This is a genomic window from Acidisoma sibiricum, assembly GCF_057837225.1.
Genome location: NZ_CM174445.1, coordinates 135,080 through 148,999, shown reverse-complemented (window position 1 = coordinate 148,999; position 13,920 = coordinate 135,080). Strand labels below are relative to the sequence as shown.

Annotated in this window: 13 protein-coding genes; 7 read left to right on the top strand and 6 right to left on the bottom strand. The window is 59.1% G+C overall.

The annotated features are described in order from the left end of the window. Positions 1-395 precede the first annotated feature (395 nt). The 3 genes from AC3G7M_RS00720 (at position 396) to AC3G7M_RS00710 (ending at position 4,376) form a co-directional block, all read left to right on the top strand. Entirely contained in the window at positions 396-1,715 is a 1,320-nt protein-coding gene (locus tag AC3G7M_RS00720; protein WP_489213799.1) for a hypothetical protein, read from the top strand. 116 nt (positions 1,716-1,831) lie between these two features. Continuing rightward, positions 1,832-2,509, top strand: a complete 678-nt coding sequence (locus AC3G7M_RS00715; RefSeq protein WP_489213798.1) for a class I SAM-dependent methyltransferase — start codon at positions 1,832-1,834, stop codon at positions 2,507-2,509. A gap of 439 nt (positions 2,510-2,948) precedes the next feature. Further along, positions 2,949-4,376 (top strand): hypothetical protein, encoded by a 1,428-nt coding sequence (locus AC3G7M_RS00710; protein ID WP_489213797.1) that lies wholly within the window; start codon positions 2,949-2,951, stop codon positions 4,374-4,376. 177 nt (positions 4,377-4,553) lie between these two features. Here AC3G7M_RS00710 and AC3G7M_RS00705 read toward each other — a convergent pair whose 3' ends face one another. The 3 genes from AC3G7M_RS00705 to AC3G7M_RS00695 all read right to left on the bottom strand — a co-directional run bounded on the left by AC3G7M_RS00705 (position 4,554) and on the right by AC3G7M_RS00695 (position 8,390). Further along, positions 4,554-4,799 (bottom strand): DUF1244 domain-containing protein, encoded by a 246-nt coding sequence (locus AC3G7M_RS00705; RefSeq protein WP_489213796.1) that lies wholly within the window; start codon positions 4,797-4,799, stop codon positions 4,554-4,556. A gap of 23 nt (positions 4,800-4,822) precedes the next feature. After that, positions 4,823-6,442, bottom strand: a complete 1,620-nt coding sequence (locus AC3G7M_RS00700; protein ID WP_489213795.1) for an electron transfer flavoprotein-ubiquinone oxidoreductase — start codon at positions 6,440-6,442, stop codon at positions 4,823-4,825. Positions 6,443-6,563: 121 nt separating this feature from the next. Further along, a complete protein-coding gene (locus AC3G7M_RS00695) occupies positions 6,564-8,390 on the bottom strand; it encodes a tetratricopeptide repeat-containing sulfotransferase family protein (RefSeq protein ID WP_489213794.1) in 1,827 nt (608 codons plus the stop codon). A gap of 148 nt (positions 8,391-8,538) precedes the next feature. Between AC3G7M_RS00695 and AC3G7M_RS00690 the strand changes: the two genes are divergently transcribed. The 4 genes from AC3G7M_RS00690 to AC3G7M_RS00675 all read left to right on the top strand — a co-directional run bounded on the left by AC3G7M_RS00690 (position 8,539) and on the right by AC3G7M_RS00675 (position 11,676). After that, positions 8,539-8,988 (top strand): GNAT family N-acetyltransferase, encoded by a 450-nt coding sequence (locus tag AC3G7M_RS00690; protein WP_489213792.1) that lies wholly within the window; start codon positions 8,539-8,541, stop codon positions 8,986-8,988. Between the two features lie 9 nt (positions 8,989-8,997). After that, positions 8,998-9,330: an ACR/YggU family protein gene (locus AC3G7M_RS00685; protein ID WP_489213790.1), complete on the top strand. Its 333-nt coding sequence runs from the start codon at positions 8,998-9,000 to the stop codon at positions 9,328-9,330. A gap of 126 nt (positions 9,331-9,456) precedes the next feature. Beyond that, positions 9,457-10,905 (top strand): pyruvate kinase, encoded by a 1,449-nt coding sequence (gene pyk, locus AC3G7M_RS00680; protein WP_489213788.1) that lies wholly within the window; start codon positions 9,457-9,459, stop codon positions 10,903-10,905. A 24-nt stretch (positions 10,906-10,929) separates the two neighbouring features. Next, on the top strand, positions 10,930-11,676 hold the full coding sequence (locus AC3G7M_RS00675; protein ID WP_489213787.1) for an SDR family oxidoreductase: 747 nt from the start codon (positions 10,930-10,932) through the stop codon (positions 11,674-11,676). A 6-nt stretch (positions 11,677-11,682) separates the two neighbouring features. Here the strand turns inward: AC3G7M_RS00675 and AC3G7M_RS00670 are convergent, their stop codons facing one another. The 3 genes from AC3G7M_RS00670 to tsaB are packed head-to-tail and all read right to left on the bottom strand — an operon-like array spanning position 11,683 to position 13,868. Then, complete coding sequence (locus AC3G7M_RS00670) at positions 11,683-12,672, bottom strand: D-2-hydroxyacid dehydrogenase (protein WP_489213785.1); 990 nt, start codon at positions 12,670-12,672, stop codon at positions 11,683-11,685. A gap of 36 nt (positions 12,673-12,708) precedes the next feature. After that, on the bottom strand, positions 12,709-13,164 hold the full coding sequence (locus AC3G7M_RS00665; protein ID WP_489213783.1) for a GNAT family N-acetyltransferase: 456 nt from the start codon (positions 13,162-13,164) through the stop codon (positions 12,709-12,711). Then, positions 13,161-13,868 carry a tRNA (adenosine(37)-N6)-threonylcarbamoyltransferase complex dimerization subunit type 1 TsaB gene (gene tsaB, locus AC3G7M_RS00660; RefSeq protein ID WP_489213781.1) on the bottom strand — a complete coding sequence of 236 codons (708 nt, stop codon included), beginning with the start codon at positions 13,866-13,868 and terminating at the stop codon, positions 13,161-13,163. The genes AC3G7M_RS00665 and tsaB overlap by 4 nt, the downstream gene beginning before the upstream one ends. Positions 13,869-13,920: the final 52 nt, after the last annotated feature.

Below are 13,920 nucleotides of genomic sequence, written 5' to 3'. Positions count from 1 at the left end.
GAAAGGCTAGTCTGGGCGGGCGAGGTAACCCGCCAAAGGGGGCCGGGTCAATTGAAAGCGTCGATCATCTTACATGCGCCTAGGAAATCTGCGGGGTACGCTACCGACATCATACGCTGGTCCACCTCCTGCCGCACCGTTTAGATGGGACGAAAATGAAGGATGCTGAGAATGGCCATTCGCGTTTAGCGTTGACGCTTAGAACCCACTAAAAACAATTATTGACATAAACGAAAATCAAAAAATTTTTATTCGAACAATAGTAATGATATCGTATTTAGGTTTAATAAACACGTCCGTGGTTGGTTAAAATCTACAGAATTTTCTTGCCTATTTCGTGCTGGGTATTAGTTGGCTGCCCACTTGTACGACTGCATTAAAGAGAAAGCGAACCCATGGGGCATGAAAGTTCAGTCGTCAGAGACCTATGCGCAAGTGGCGATGATGCGGGCATAGCCACGTTTCTGGGATCTATCCTCGATAAGTCAACGGCCAATCATATCCTCGTTGATGTCGGAATCGCCCTGCGAAGTAACGGCAAAAGCCCGCTCGCTCTCCGCGTGTTCCATTGGATTATGGATGCCTGGCCCGATTGGGCGGCCGGCTACTACGAGGCAGCTTTCCTCCATAGGCTAGAGGGAAACCATCTAGAGGCCGCGCGACTTTTGACCGAGGCCCATCGACGCCAGCCGAATGATGTTCGTATCTCGGTCTTTCTGATTCATATCCTTCACGCCATTGGCGCCCATCAAACAGCGGATCAACACTACGAGCGTGCCATTCTTCTTGCGGATGGCCCTGCCGCCCAGGAACTCGAGGAGATTAGACAGTTCGGTGCCTATCTGTCGGCATGGCCGAAGCCAAAGGCACTTGAGGCCATGAAAGTAGTCCAGGGGAGCTTTGGTTATCATGGTACATCGGAAGTCGCCGAGCAGGTCATCAAAGCAGTGAAGGCCAGACGGCCATTTGCGCTCATTCGCCTCGGTGACGGCGAGGGAGGATGCATCAATCTCGGCCTTGAAGATGAACGCAGTTATGAATTGCTCTATCAGCGAAATAGGCGGGAACTGACTGCTATGTGGTTTGGCAACGATTTCCCATGGAATGGCCACGAATTTAGGGGCATTGTCGAACGGCTTCCGAACATTGCCCTCGAATGTGACTATATCGGTGTGCCGTACGAGGGTTGGATACAGCATGAATATCGTATTTCGAGTTTGCGGGGCGTGCCATCGCTTAACAATGTCCACCGAGCGTTTCAAATTTTGGGTCAGTGCTTCAACAAGCCCAAATGCTGTTCACAACTCGTCCACATGGATCTTTCGCAATCAGGTGGATTGGAAAGCATTATTCGCAGCACAAAGCAGCTGAGTGTTATTTCGTGCCTACCGGAACTTCCAGAACTACTAAAGCGTCGGTTCGATTTGGATGAGGTAAACTTTTACCGAATCCCCGGCGAAAGGGGATCCCAGACGGCCCTCGGCGACGACGCTGTGTTCGGAACGCATTTTCCAGACGCCTATTACGACATCCTGGCGAGGCTGCAAGTGCCGCATGATGGCCGTCTTTTTCTGATTGCCGGCGGCATTCTCGGAAAATTCTACGCCGCGACGGTCAAGCGGTTCGGCGGCATCGCCCTGGACGTTGGTTCGGTTGCAGATGGTTGGGCGCGGAAAATTACTCGTCCTGGTATGGATGCGAGCATGGGCCTATAATTAGGCCCATTTTCTATTGCCCAAAGGATGTAAAGTAAAATTTGAAAAGTAGCCAAGTTTGAGCAGAGTAAGTTAGCAATAGACAAATTTAACAAACGTGGGGGAGGGTCATTTTGATGAGCGGGCTTTGGAACGAAACACGAGAGACTATATTCGGAGAGTATAATCCCTATAGTGGGTTCATCGCAGAGCAGTATCAAGGGGATAAGCAGGGGTGGAATAGTTACCATCCATTCCTTTCAGATACGATTTCGCTCATTAGACCAAAGATCATTGTCGAGATTGGCGTCTGGAAAGGTGCATCGACAGTCTTCATGGCTGAACAGATCAAAAAAAATGATATCGATGGGATAGTGATAGCAGTTGATACGTTTTTGGGTTCATGGGACCATTATGTCCACCCTGAATTTTTCCCAAGTCTTATGTTCCAGAATGGCTATCCAACGCTGTTTTACACCTTCCTGACAAACGTCGTTCAAGCTGGCATGAACGACTATGTTTTACCCCTTCCACTTGATAGCACAAATGCAGGTCATTTATTGGGTAGAAAGGACATCATGCCCGATCTTATCCATATAGACGCTGGCCATGATGTCGATGCAGTCACCAACGACCTGAAAATGTGGTGGCCACTTCTTGCTCCTGGCGGCATGATCATCGCTGATGACTATGACGCTTCAGGAGAGGTATGGCCTACCGTGAGAGATGCGGTTGATATGTTTTTGAGCCAGACACCGCACGAAAATTTTGAAGCATCCCCATACAAGGCGCGATGGAGTAAGCCGAGAGCATGATTCATTCGATCTTGCCCGAGATTATGTTTTCCTCGCTCGGCTACTCGACATCGCATGTTGGCTTTTTTCCCATGCTAAAGACGACTTGGCGCCAATACTTCGGCAATGATCTCTATAGCAGCGATTAGTTCCGCGATCATCCTCGCCGCGCAGATCCCTTAGCGATCTGTCCGTATTGACATCTGATTTCGGCTTTTGAGTTTGAATCAGCGTTGGCATCTTTTACTTTGAGCATTGACCACTGGTCGCTTAGCTTCAGACTTTGTGAAAAATGAAATTGATAATTTCTTAGAGTTTGCAAATGAAAATACTAGTTTTGGGTACCTCCAATTCGTTGACGAGGGATGGATGGATAGGTGGTCTCCGAGATGCTCTGCCAAGTGCGTCGATCGACAATAGGTCGGTCGGCGCATCTTCCGGCATACAGTTTTCTGTAAATATGGATATTGATTTTTCAGAATACGATTTTGTGTTTTTTGACAGTATTCCAAATGATGAGCAACATCTTCGGGAAGATTTTGGTCCAAATGGTTATAGTTCCGAAGATTTCGTCAATCAGATAATTTTCGAAATTGCATCTACAATTTCCTCGGAAACGACCCTCATATTTTTGGGATTTTGTTCTGAAGAGAGTATAAACTCCATTTCTTCTACATACAAAACAAGAATTCAAATTTCACAAGCTGTGCATGCGCAATTTCTTGATCTTCGTCAGCTTATGTTACAGTTTAGTCAAAATATCCTGGGTCCAGGAGAGCATCTGTTTAGAGATCCTCCTCATCCCCAGACAATCGTTTCGCGAACCCTGGGATTTGCAATTGGTGAAGCTTTATTAGGGTTTTTTGAAATAGACAGCAGTTTTTTAATAAAAAAATCGCTAACAGCGAAAAGCTATCGGAAGAATTTTTCGCTATGGATTGCAGATATTGATTCTGGCGGAAGGAGCCTTCATCGATTCAAAAATAGTATATTCGACGAGAATTACGTTATTTTGTTGGAGAATGATGAAATAGATCTACATCTACCAGGCAGATGTGTCGGATTCAATATAAATAGCTTTGCTACATCTTGTAACGTTGAGCTACTTGATACACATGGCAGCAAATCCACCATGTCATGCTTTTTTACTTGTCGCGACGGCGGATTCCAGAAAATTTTTCTTGCTATCCCGCATGGGGCACCTTTAGCAAAAGTTGCGATAAGAGCGGAGCAGGATAATGTCGTCTTCCGCGCCTATGGATCGCAATGGAAACCTCAACATAAGCCTGTGCAGCTTTGCGTTTCACGCTTCGCCTTTTGGACGGGAGACGTAACTTCTGACTGGAAACGCCACCACGAAAGTGATTTCGATGCATGGGCTTTGACAAAGCTGGTTGAACGACGTTTGCAAGCAATCACAAGCTTTTCACCTATGAAAACTTTCACGCCAAGCCGTATAATTGAAACGTTAAACCGTGTGTCGAGCATTGTTCGTTTTGCCGCCGGGCTCTTTTCTTACCACGGCACCGTGTTAGCTTACGACTCTACCAGCGATCGCGTCCGTAGTGTAGAAATTGCTCTGTTTGAGGCGAGTCAAGAGCTATTGCCGATTCGCTTGCGGCTACGAGGAAGCGATTCAGAGTTGTATGTGGTTCTGGGAGGTCTAGAATTAACCTTAGTGTTGCGCCTGTCCGATTTTTCGATTGGATTTGAAAGAGAAATAAATTTTACTTTAGCCCAAAGTAGTTTTTTATTTCGGTCGAAGGACGTGGATTTTTACACTTTGGAGTGCTGCGGTTATTACTTGTGTGCAGAGCCAAGCGGAATTGTTGTTTGTAATCGCAAGCAGATTGGGGCGTGGGAGTTTTTTAAAATCGTTAGAACATGACAATAATAGATTATAATAGCCCTATCTAAGATCCTTTTTAGGATTCGAGTGAACATAGAAAGTCATGTGCCCCCCAGCATTGCCGGAGATCCTCACGAGCCCTCACATATAGTCACTGACAAACGCGATCCATCATTGTCACGAAAGTCCATACGCGGCAAAAGTAAAAATCACGCCCTAAGTCTGATTCTTCGCCTTCCATTCCTCGTAAGGCATGCCGTAGACATGCTCGCGGGCGGCGGCGTCGGAAAGCGGCAGGCCGCGGGCTTCGGCAGCTTCCCGATACCAGCGGGCCAGGCAATTGCGGCAGAAGCCGGCGAGATTCATCAGGTCGATATTCTGCACATCGGTGCGTGTCTGCAGATGGTCGACCAGGCTGCGGAAGGCCGCCGCCTCCAGCGAAATGCGCGTATTGTCGTCCATAGCCGGATCTCCCTTCGATTCCGTCACATGCCGCCCGGATAATTGGGGCCGCCAGCCCCTTCCGGCACGGCCCAGTCAATATTCTGCGCCGGGTCCTTGATGTCGCAGGTTTTGCAATGCACGCAGTTCTGGGCATTGATCTGCAGATGCGGATGGCCTTCGGCAATACCCACCGCCTCATAGACGCCGGCCGGACAATAGCGGCTTTCCGGGCTCTGATACTTGTCCCAATTCTCGGTCAGCCATTTGGATGCATCGCGCAGCCGCAGATGCACCGGCTGGTCTTCCTCATGATTGGTATTGCTGATGAAGACGGAGGACAGACGGTCGAAGGTCAGCACGCCGTCCGGCTTCGGATAGGCGATTTTATCCGCCTCGCGGGCCGGCGCCAAAACCTCGTTATCGGCATGGGCGTGATGGAAGGTCCAAGGGGCCTTGCCGCGGAAGATCATGGTATCGACGGCGGAATAGAGAAAACCACCGAAATTGCCGAATTTCGCGAATGACGGGCGGATGTTGCGCACGGCGGAGAGTTCGGCGTGCAGCCAGCTGGCTTTCAACTTGTCGGTGAAAGCCGTGGGCTCGGCGGCGGCGGCGGCCCGGGCTTCGGCCACCGCTTCGGCCGCCATCATGCCGGATTTCATCGCCGCATGGGTGCCCTTGATCTTGGGCACATTGAGGAAGCCCGCGGCGTCGCCCAGTAGGGCGCCGCCGGGGAAGGTCAGGCGGGGGATTGACTGCAACCCGCCCTCGCTCAGCGCCCGCGCACCATAGGCGATGCGACGGCCACCCTCAAAATGCTTCGCCACATGCGGATGCGTCTTCAGGCGCTGCATTTCCTCGAAGGGCGAAATCCAGGTGTTTTTGTAGTCAAGCCCGATGACGAAGCCGTAGGAGACGAGATTGTCGCCCAGGTGATACAGCCAGGACCCGCCATAGGTCTCATTATCCATCGGCCAGCCGAATGTATGTTCGATCAACCCTTTCTGGTGCTTCGCCGCCGGAATCTCCCACAGCTCCTTGATGCCGAGCCCGTACGTCTGCGGGTCGACGCCGTCGCGCAAGGCAAAGCGGGCCATGAGCTGCTTGGACAGGCTGCCGCGGCAGCCTTCGGCGAACAGCGTATAGGGCGCGCGCAGCTCCATCCCCGGCTGATGGTTGGGACCTGCCTCGCCGGTGCGGCTGATGCCCATATCGCCGGTCGCGATACCGGTGATGCGGCCATTCTCTTCCAGAATTTCGGCAGCGGCGAAGCCGGGATAGATTTCCACGCCCAGCGCTTCCGCCTGCGCGCCCAGCCAGCGCACGACATCGCCGAGCGACACGATATAATTGCCGTGATTATGCATTTGCGGCGGTGTCGGCAGACGAAAGGCCTTCGTCTCGGTCAGGAAGTAAAAGCGGTCATCCTTCGCTTCCGTCTGCAAGGGCGAGTCCAGCTCGCGCCAATTGGGCAGCAGCTCCTCCAGCGCGCGCGGCTCGATCACGGCGCCCGACAGGATATGGGCGCCGACCTCGCTGCCTTTTTCCACGACGCAGACCGAGGCATCCGGCTCCAGCTGCTTGAGGCGAATCGCCGCCGCAAGCCCCGCCGGTCCGGCCCCCACGATCACCGTGTCGAATTCCATCGCTTCGCGCTGCATAGCCTGTCCGAGCCCCGTCCAATCCGCCGCAATCTATCATGAATGCAGAGAGTGATGCCTGCCGGTCTCATCCTGCGCAAGCGGGCCAGACGTGACTTGATCAGGATGGTCTCTGAACCGGTCAGGAAACGTCGTAGCCCAGCTGCTCTATCGCGGGGGCCAGGATGGGCAGGACGGGCGCCAGGTGCTGGCGATACCGCCGCCAGCGGCCGACAGACCGGTCATACAGGGGTTCCGTTACCTGGGCGTAGCTCGCCGTGCGGGCATAGCGGCGGTTCTCATGGAAGGTCAGGCAGGCCGGGTCGAACTCCTCCCCGATGAAGGCCAGCCCGCCGCTGATGGTCTCCGCCTGCCGGCTGATGATGTCTTCATAGCGGACAGCCAGATAGCGGGCTTCCGGCATCGCCGCCCGGTAATGGGCCATGAGGTCGAAGACGCGGGCATAGTGCAGGGCCGCTGTCTCCAGCGCGGCCGCACAGCAAAAGCCATGGGTGAAATGGTTGGAAAAGGCCGAGACCATGATGTCCAGCGGATGGCGGATGACATGGAGGAGGGGGGAGGCCGGGAACATCAGCGCGATCAGGCCGAGATGGGTTTCGTTCAGCGGCATCTTGTCCGTGAAATGCCGGGGTGGTTGCGCATCGTCGGCCACCCGGCCCGCGCCGAGTTGGCGGGCGCGCTGCAGATAGACGTCCCGCAGCAGGTTAAGCCCCTCGCATTGATCACCCATCCAGAGTTCCGACAGAGCCTCGGGGTAAGAGAGGGGACTGCCCAATAGCCGCGGCAGCGTCTCGGTCAGGTCATGGATGAGCGGCAGCTCGTCGCCGGCGGCGATGGCAGAATGCGCCGACAGGCTTTGCTCGACCAAAGTCGTGCCCGATCGTGGGAAGCCGAGAATGAAGATCGGCTGGGCTTCACCAGCGCGCAAAGCCGCCCGTGGCAGCAAAGCGAGCCGGGAGGCCGTGAAAAAACCGCGCAGCCGGGCCATCATGCTGGCCGCGGCTTCATCGAGATAGGATTGGCCGGAGAGCTGCATCGCGCGCGCCTTGCCCGCGGCAAAGGCGGCCCAGGCGTCGTCGGAACGGCCCAGCGTGTCGAGCAGGCGGCCTTTTTCAAGCAGCTCGGCCGGTCCGAGGCCAGTCCCCATTCCCTCGGCCATGGCGTCGATCAGTGCAATTGCCTCCGCCCGCTGGCCCGTCCGGCCCAGCAGCACGGCGCGCGCCAGCTGCGCCTGTGGATCGCCCGGATAGGCGATGTCGCTGACGTCCAGCACTGCGCGCGCCGCATCGAAACGGCGATCTGCCTCTTCCAGCCGGGCAAAGCCCAGCAGTGTCTGCCGCACGGTCGGCGCGGCACCAAGGCTCTCATGATACAGCGCGCGGGCTTCGGCCATGCGACCCTGGTTCTTGAGGTTCCAGGCCAGGTTGGCCAGCAGAATGGGGTCGCGGCTGCCGGACAGGTCCAGCACCCTTCGGTAATGGTATTCGCCGATCTGCGGCCGATTGGCCTCGGTTAGGATCATGGCCATCAGATTATGGGCGGCGGGCGTCTCCGGCGCGATGCGGATGGCATTGCGGGCGCGCGCCTCGGCCTCGGCCAGGCGGCCGTGCCCGAGCAGACTCATGCCCAGCGCCAGTGTCGCAGTCAGGTGATTGGGGTCCAGCCGCAGCACGCGCTGCCACAGCGTCTCGGCGGCCAGGACATGTCCTTGTCCCTGCCTGAGGGCCGCGAGTTCCATCAGCGCAGGCAGGCTGTCCGGCGCCAGATCCAGGGCGTCCAGCAGCAGCGCTTCGGCCTCGGCGGGCTCGTCGCCCGCGATGCGGCGGCTGGCCTCGTCCACCAGGGGCTGCAAGCGGGCGAGGCCAGAGCCTGTGCTGCGGTCGGAGAGGCGCCAGGCGCAGCAGCGCATCCGCCGCAACCCGCTGCCGCAGGTGCAATCGCCGTCCATGACAATCCTCTTCGGTGGAACGATGCTAATTAGTAATAAATTAAGCGCCAGGCCTTGTCGATGATTCGTGCCAGGCAGGGCATGCGCCCTTTCTTTCGGCAGGCGCGGCGCCCTAAGCTCACAGCTTGGTGAGGTGGGGAATGAAAGAATGAGTGCAGTGCAGATTTTGGCCGTGCGGGCAGAGGATCGGGAGGTCTGGGCACCGCTTTGGCGGGGCTATCAGACGTTCTACAAGGTGGATTTGTCCGAACAGGTGACAGAGACGCTGTGGTCCCGGATGCTTGATGCGCAGGAGCCGGTATTCGGGGCACTTGCCTGGAGCGGCGATACGGCGGTCGGCCTCGTCCATTTCCTCTATCATCGCAATACCTGGACGATCGGTGACGTCTGCTATTTGAACGATCTGTTCACGCTGCCGGACAGGCGCGGCCAGGGGGTCGGCCGAGCCTTGATCGCCCATTGCTGTGCCGTGGCGCAGGCGGCCGGCTGCGAAAGCGTCTATTGGCACACGCATGAGACCAACAGCACGGCGCAAGCGCTCTACAACCGTGTGGCGACGCGCTCCGGCTTCATTCAATACGCCTATAGCTTTGGGTGAGTTTCGCGCATGACGGCCGCGGCGAAGCCTTTCGTGGCCGAAAAGAGCGGTGTGCGGTTGGCTGTGCGGCTGACGCCCCGCGCCAGCCGCAACGGGCTGGACGGTGTCGTGCAGGGTGCTGACGGCAAGCCCATGCTGCAATTGCGGCTGTCGGCACCCCCGGTCGAGGGCGCGGCGAATAAGGCGCTTATCGCTTATCTGGCGGAGGCGCTGGCCGTGCGGAAAGCAGCGATCTCGATCCGCTCGGGGGAGACCGCACGGTTTAAGATACTCTTCATTGAAGGCGATGGCCGTGCGCTTATCGCAAGGCTCGAGGATTGGATTGCTCGCACGGGGGGTTGATTCGTGCCCCGCTCTCATGGCTGATGGCGCCCGGCGCCGAGGGTATGGGAGCGCTTCCATACCGACTTGGCCCGTATCGTCAGTCAGGGGGCCGTCGCCCCACATCAATCAGCTGGGACGCCCGGAATGTCGCTCTCTCGTACGCCGATCGCTTCACAGCGGCTGCGCCGCCGCCGCCGCACGAAGATCATCGCGACGCTGGGGCCAGCCAGTTCAACCACCGAGATCATCACCCGCCTCTTCCAGACCGGCGCCGATGTTTTTCGCCTGAATTTCAGTCATGGCAGCCATGAGGATCACGCGGCGCGGATCGCGTCGATTCGTGAAATCGAAAAGCGTTTCGACCGCCCGATCGGCATCCTGGCCGATGTTCAGGGTCCGAAGCTGCGTGTCGGCCGCTTCGCCGGCGGCAAGGTCCATCTTCAGACCGGCCAGGCCTTTCGCCTTGACCTGAATCCGACGCCGGGCGATGCGCGCCGGGTCAATCTGCCCCATCCTGAAATCATCGCCGCGGCCGCCATCAACAGCCATCTGCTGCTCGATGACGGCAAGCTGCGCCTGCGCGTGACCCATAAGCGCGACGACCATCTGGAAACCGAAGTCATCTTCGGCGGCCCGCTGTCCGACCGGAAGGGCGTCAACGTGCCGGACGTCGTGCTGCCGATCCCGGCACTGACCGCGAAGGACCGCATCGATCTCGAATTCGCGCTGAATGCCGGTGTCGATTATATCGGCCTCTCCTTCGTGCAGCGGCCTGAGGATGTGATCGAGGCGAAAGAAATCGCCGCCGGTCGCGCCTGGATCATGGTCAAGATGGAAAAGCCGCAGGCGCTGGACAATCTTGACGAGATCATCCGTCTCGCCGATGCCGTGATGGTTGCGCGCGGTGACCTTGGCGTGGAACTGCCGCCCGAAGAAGTGCCGCTGGCGCAGAAGCGCATCGTCCGCACTGCCCGCCAGATGGGCAAGCCGGTCGTGGTCGCGACCCAGATGCTGGAAAGCATGATCACCGCCCCGGCGCCGACTCGCGCCGAAGCGTCTGACGTCGCCACCGCCGTTTTCGATGGCGCGGATGCGGTCATGCTCTCGGCGGAAACCGCCGCCGGCCAGTATCCGTTCGAGGCGGTCAATATCATGGACCGCATCGTCGCCCGCGTGGAGCAGGATGCCGGCTGGCGCCAGATCACCGATGCCTCCCGGCCCGAGCCGGAAGGTTCGGCCTCGGACGCGATTGCCGCGGCCTCGCGCCAGATCGCCCATACCATCAAGGCGCCCGCGATTGCCGCCTTCACTGATACCGGCATGACGGCGCTACGCGTTGCGCGCGAGCGGCCGGATTGTCCGATCCTCGGCCTGACTCCGCGTCCCGAGACGGCGCGCCGTCTGGCGGTTGTTTGGGGTGTTCATGCGGTGATCGCCAAGGAAGTCGATTCCTTTACGGAGGCGACGGACGCAGCGCGGGAAGAGGCGCGGAAAGAGAATATGGCGCAGCCGGGTGAGACTATCGTCGTCACCGCCGGCGTGCCGTTCCGCCAGGCCGGCGGCACCAACATGGTGCATGTCGCCAAAGTTTAACCTGTCTTTCTGATGGAGGTTCCGATGACCCAGCTCCCCGCCGTGCTTGTAACCGGCGGAAGCCGGGGCATCGGTGCCGCCATCTGCCGCCTGCTCGCCGCGCGCGGCTATCCCGTCGCCGTCAACTACGCGCGCCGGGCTGATGCGGCAGACGCCGTGGTGGCTGAAATCCAGGCCGCGGGAGGACGCGCGGTCGCAGTCGCCGGCGACGTGGCGAACTCGGAAGACGTCACCGCCATGTTTGCAGCCGCCGAGGCGGCGCTCGGCCCGATCGGTGGATTGGTCAATAATGCCGGCACCACCGGCGTCGCGGCCAGGATCGACGCGCAGAGCGCGCAGGATTTGCAGCAGATCTTTGCCGTCAATGTCCTGGGCAGCTTCTATTGCGCGCGGGAAGCGGCCCAGCGCATGTCCACGCACCAGGGCGGTCAGGGCGGTTCGATTGTGAACATCTCTTCGGTCGCGGCTCGGCTTGGCGGACTGGCCGGGCAGGTTCCCTATGCCGCGACCAAAGGTGCGATCGAGACCTTCACCAAGGGCTTCGCCGGCGAAGTCGCGAAGGAGGGCATTCGTGTCAATGCGGTCGCCCCTGGCATGACGGCGACTGATATGGCGGCACCCTGGATGCAGGAGGCGGCGCTCAAGGGCGGCGGCATTCCCATGGGCCGTATCGGTGCGGCGGAGGAGATTGCCGAGGCCGTGCTGTGGCTGATCTCGCCCGCCTCCTCCTATGTCACCGGCACGGTCATCACCGTCTCCGGCGGGCGATGAGCCCGGTCAGTAGCCGCGGCTGAAATCGACCGGCGTCAGCAGCGGTTCGCCTTTTTCCAATGCGGCCAGATTGGCGAAGAAGATGTCGAGCGAGCGCGGAACATAGCTGACCGCATCGTCGACCGAGACATGCGGCGTCATGATCATGTTTTGCGTCGTCCAGACCCGGTCGTCTTCTTTGACCGGTTCGGGATCGAAAACATCCAGAACCGCACCACCCAGATGCCCATCGTCCAGCGCGTCGCAAAGGGCGTCTTGGTCGATCAAGGGCCCGCGGCCGATGTTAATGACGTAAGCGCCCTTTGGCAGTAGCGCGATGCGCGCGCTGTTGAGGATTTTGCGGGTCGCGGGGGTCAGCGGGGCCGAGATAATCAGAAAATCCGTCTCCGGCAGCACGCTGTCGAAAATATCCGTCGACAGCACGCGGTCACAGGCCGGATGGGGCTCCGGCCGGGTGCGCAGGCCGGTGACATGCATCCCGAAATGCTTGGCTTGTTCGGCGGAAGCGCCGCCCATGGCGCCCAGACCCAGAATCGTCGCACGCCGTCCGCGCAGGCCCTGCGTGAAGGTTTGGCCCCAGACCTTATTCTGCTGATTGGCGATGCATTCCGGCATGCCGCTGGCCAGCATCAGCAGCGCCATGGCGACGAATTCGCCCGCCTTTTCGGCATGTGCGCCGCGATTATTGACATAGGGCACGGGCGGCATCCGGTCGGCGGGCAGTGTGTCCACCCCAGCGGCGACGGAGAAGATCATCTTGAGATGCGGTGCCCGGTCTGGCTGCAACTCGGGCAGCAGCTGCTTAATCGTGCCTGGACCGGCGATCAGAATCTCGACATCGGGTCCGACGGTCGTGAACTCGCCGCTGGTCTCGCCGAAGCTCACCTTATACCCGCTTGATGCCTTCCCGGCGCGGACCAAGGCCTCGCCCCATTGTTCGGGCGAGACGTTGAAGACTTCGGGCTGTCTGGGATGGTTTTGGATATGAATGCGCATAGGCCAAGACTGGCGCCAGTCTGGCCCTCTGGCAAGTCAGCCGGCATCTGCAGGTGGCAGATCAACCCGCAGCACCAGCGCATCGGTCCCATTGGCATAATATCCCTTCCGCTGACCGACCTGACGGAAGCCGGCCGCTTCATACAGCGCTTTGGCCGCCTGATTGGCGGTCCCGACCTCCAGGAAAATCGCCTTGGCGCCAAGCCCGGCCGCCAGCGCCATGCCCGCCTGCAATAGGCCGCGGGCAATGCCGCGCCGGCGTAGCCGCGGCAGCACGCCGATGGTCAAAATCTCAGCTTCATCGGCAGCGACGCGCAGTAGAATGAGGCCGCCGCGCTGGTCCAGAAGTCCGATCACGCCATGCATTTCAAGCTGCGTCTGAAAGGCGGCGGCACCCCAGGCGTCGTCTGGAAAGGCCGCCGCATGGATGGCGGCGAGGGCCGCCGCATAGGCCGGGCCGACGCTTTGGATGGGCGGCGGCTGGCTGGTCACTGCGGCATGCTCCACCCCTGCGGCGGTGGCCGCAGCCCACCCCGCGGCAGCAGGGCGCGGGGCGGATCGATATAAAGCGGCGTGGCCGTCAGCGGCGGCAATTGGTCCGCCAGCCGCCGGGCGGCGGCTTGTGCCACCAGCCGCGCGTGGCTTTGTTGGGCTTGGCTGACCGACACAGTGGCGCCTGCCGCCGCCAGCGCAGCGCCAAGGGGCTCGGCGGCATCGCCGGTCAGGATCAGCGGGCGGTCAGGCAAGGGTGGGCTGGCAAGCTGCACCACCGACCAGTCCGCCGGTGCGCCGCCCTGATGCAGAAACAACCGGCCCTGCCGCGCATCGAGGGCACACCAGATCAGCGCCGCGTTGCTTTCGGCAGCAAGGCCTGATCTCAAAGCCTCGGCGATCGTGACCGGAACCACGGTCAGGCCACTGCCAAGGGCCAGCCCCTGGGCCAGGGCAATGCTCGCGCGCAGGCCGGTGAAACTGCCAGGGCCGACATTGACGGCGATCGCCGAAAGGTCGGCGGCGGTGAGGCCGTTCTCGGCCAGAAGGTCGGCCACCATGCGCGGCAGCAGGGCTGCTTCTCCGGTCGCGCCCTGCCGTTCCGTGCTGCCGCGCGCGGCACCTGCGGCCGTGTCCCAGAGTGCCGCGGAGCAGAGGGGGGAGGCGGCGTCGATCGCCAGGATGAGAGAGACGGGGGTGGCCAAAGCGGAAAGTCCTGAAACTGTTACAAAATGCGACGGTGCGCCGCTTGCCAAG

Excerpts from the sequence above, each read along its gene's own strand:
- AC3G7M_RS00700 (WP_489213795.1), bottom strand. The coding sequence starts at position 6,442 with ATGCAGCGCGAAGCGATGGAATTCGACACGGTGATCGTGGGGGCCGGA.
- AC3G7M_RS00690 (WP_489213792.1), top strand. The coding sequence starts at position 8,539 with ATGAGTGCAGTGCAGATTTTGGCCGTGCGGGCAGAGGATCGGGAGGTC.
- AC3G7M_RS00670 (WP_489213785.1), bottom strand. The coding sequence starts at position 12,672 with ATGCGCATTCATATCCAAAACCATCCCAGACAGCCCGAAGTCTTCAAC.
- AC3G7M_RS00695 (WP_489213794.1), bottom strand. The coding sequence starts at position 8,390 with ATGGACGGCGATTGCACCTGCGGCAGCGGGTTGCGGCGGATGCGCTGC.
- AC3G7M_RS00685 (WP_489213790.1), top strand. The coding sequence starts at position 8,998 with ATGACGGCCGCGGCGAAGCCTTTCGTGGCCGAAAAGAGCGGTGTGCGG.
- AC3G7M_RS00675 (WP_489213787.1), top strand. The coding sequence starts at position 10,930 with ATGACCCAGCTCCCCGCCGTGCTTGTAACCGGCGGAAGCCGGGGCATC.
- AC3G7M_RS00720 (WP_489213799.1), top strand. The coding sequence starts at position 396 with ATGGGGCATGAAAGTTCAGTCGTCAGAGACCTATGCGCAAGTGGCGAT.
- AC3G7M_RS00705 (WP_489213796.1), bottom strand. The coding sequence starts at position 4,799 with ATGGACGACAATACGCGCATTTCGCTGGAGGCGGCGGCCTTCCGCAGC.
- AC3G7M_RS00710 (WP_489213797.1), top strand. The coding sequence starts at position 2,949 with ATGGATATTGATTTTTCAGAATACGATTTTGTGTTTTTTGACAGTATT.
- pyk (WP_489213788.1), top strand. The coding sequence starts at position 9,457 with ATGTCGCTCTCTCGTACGCCGATCGCTTCACAGCGGCTGCGCCGCCGC.
- AC3G7M_RS00715 (WP_489213798.1), top strand. The coding sequence starts at position 1,832 with ATGAGCGGGCTTTGGAACGAAACACGAGAGACTATATTCGGAGAGTAT.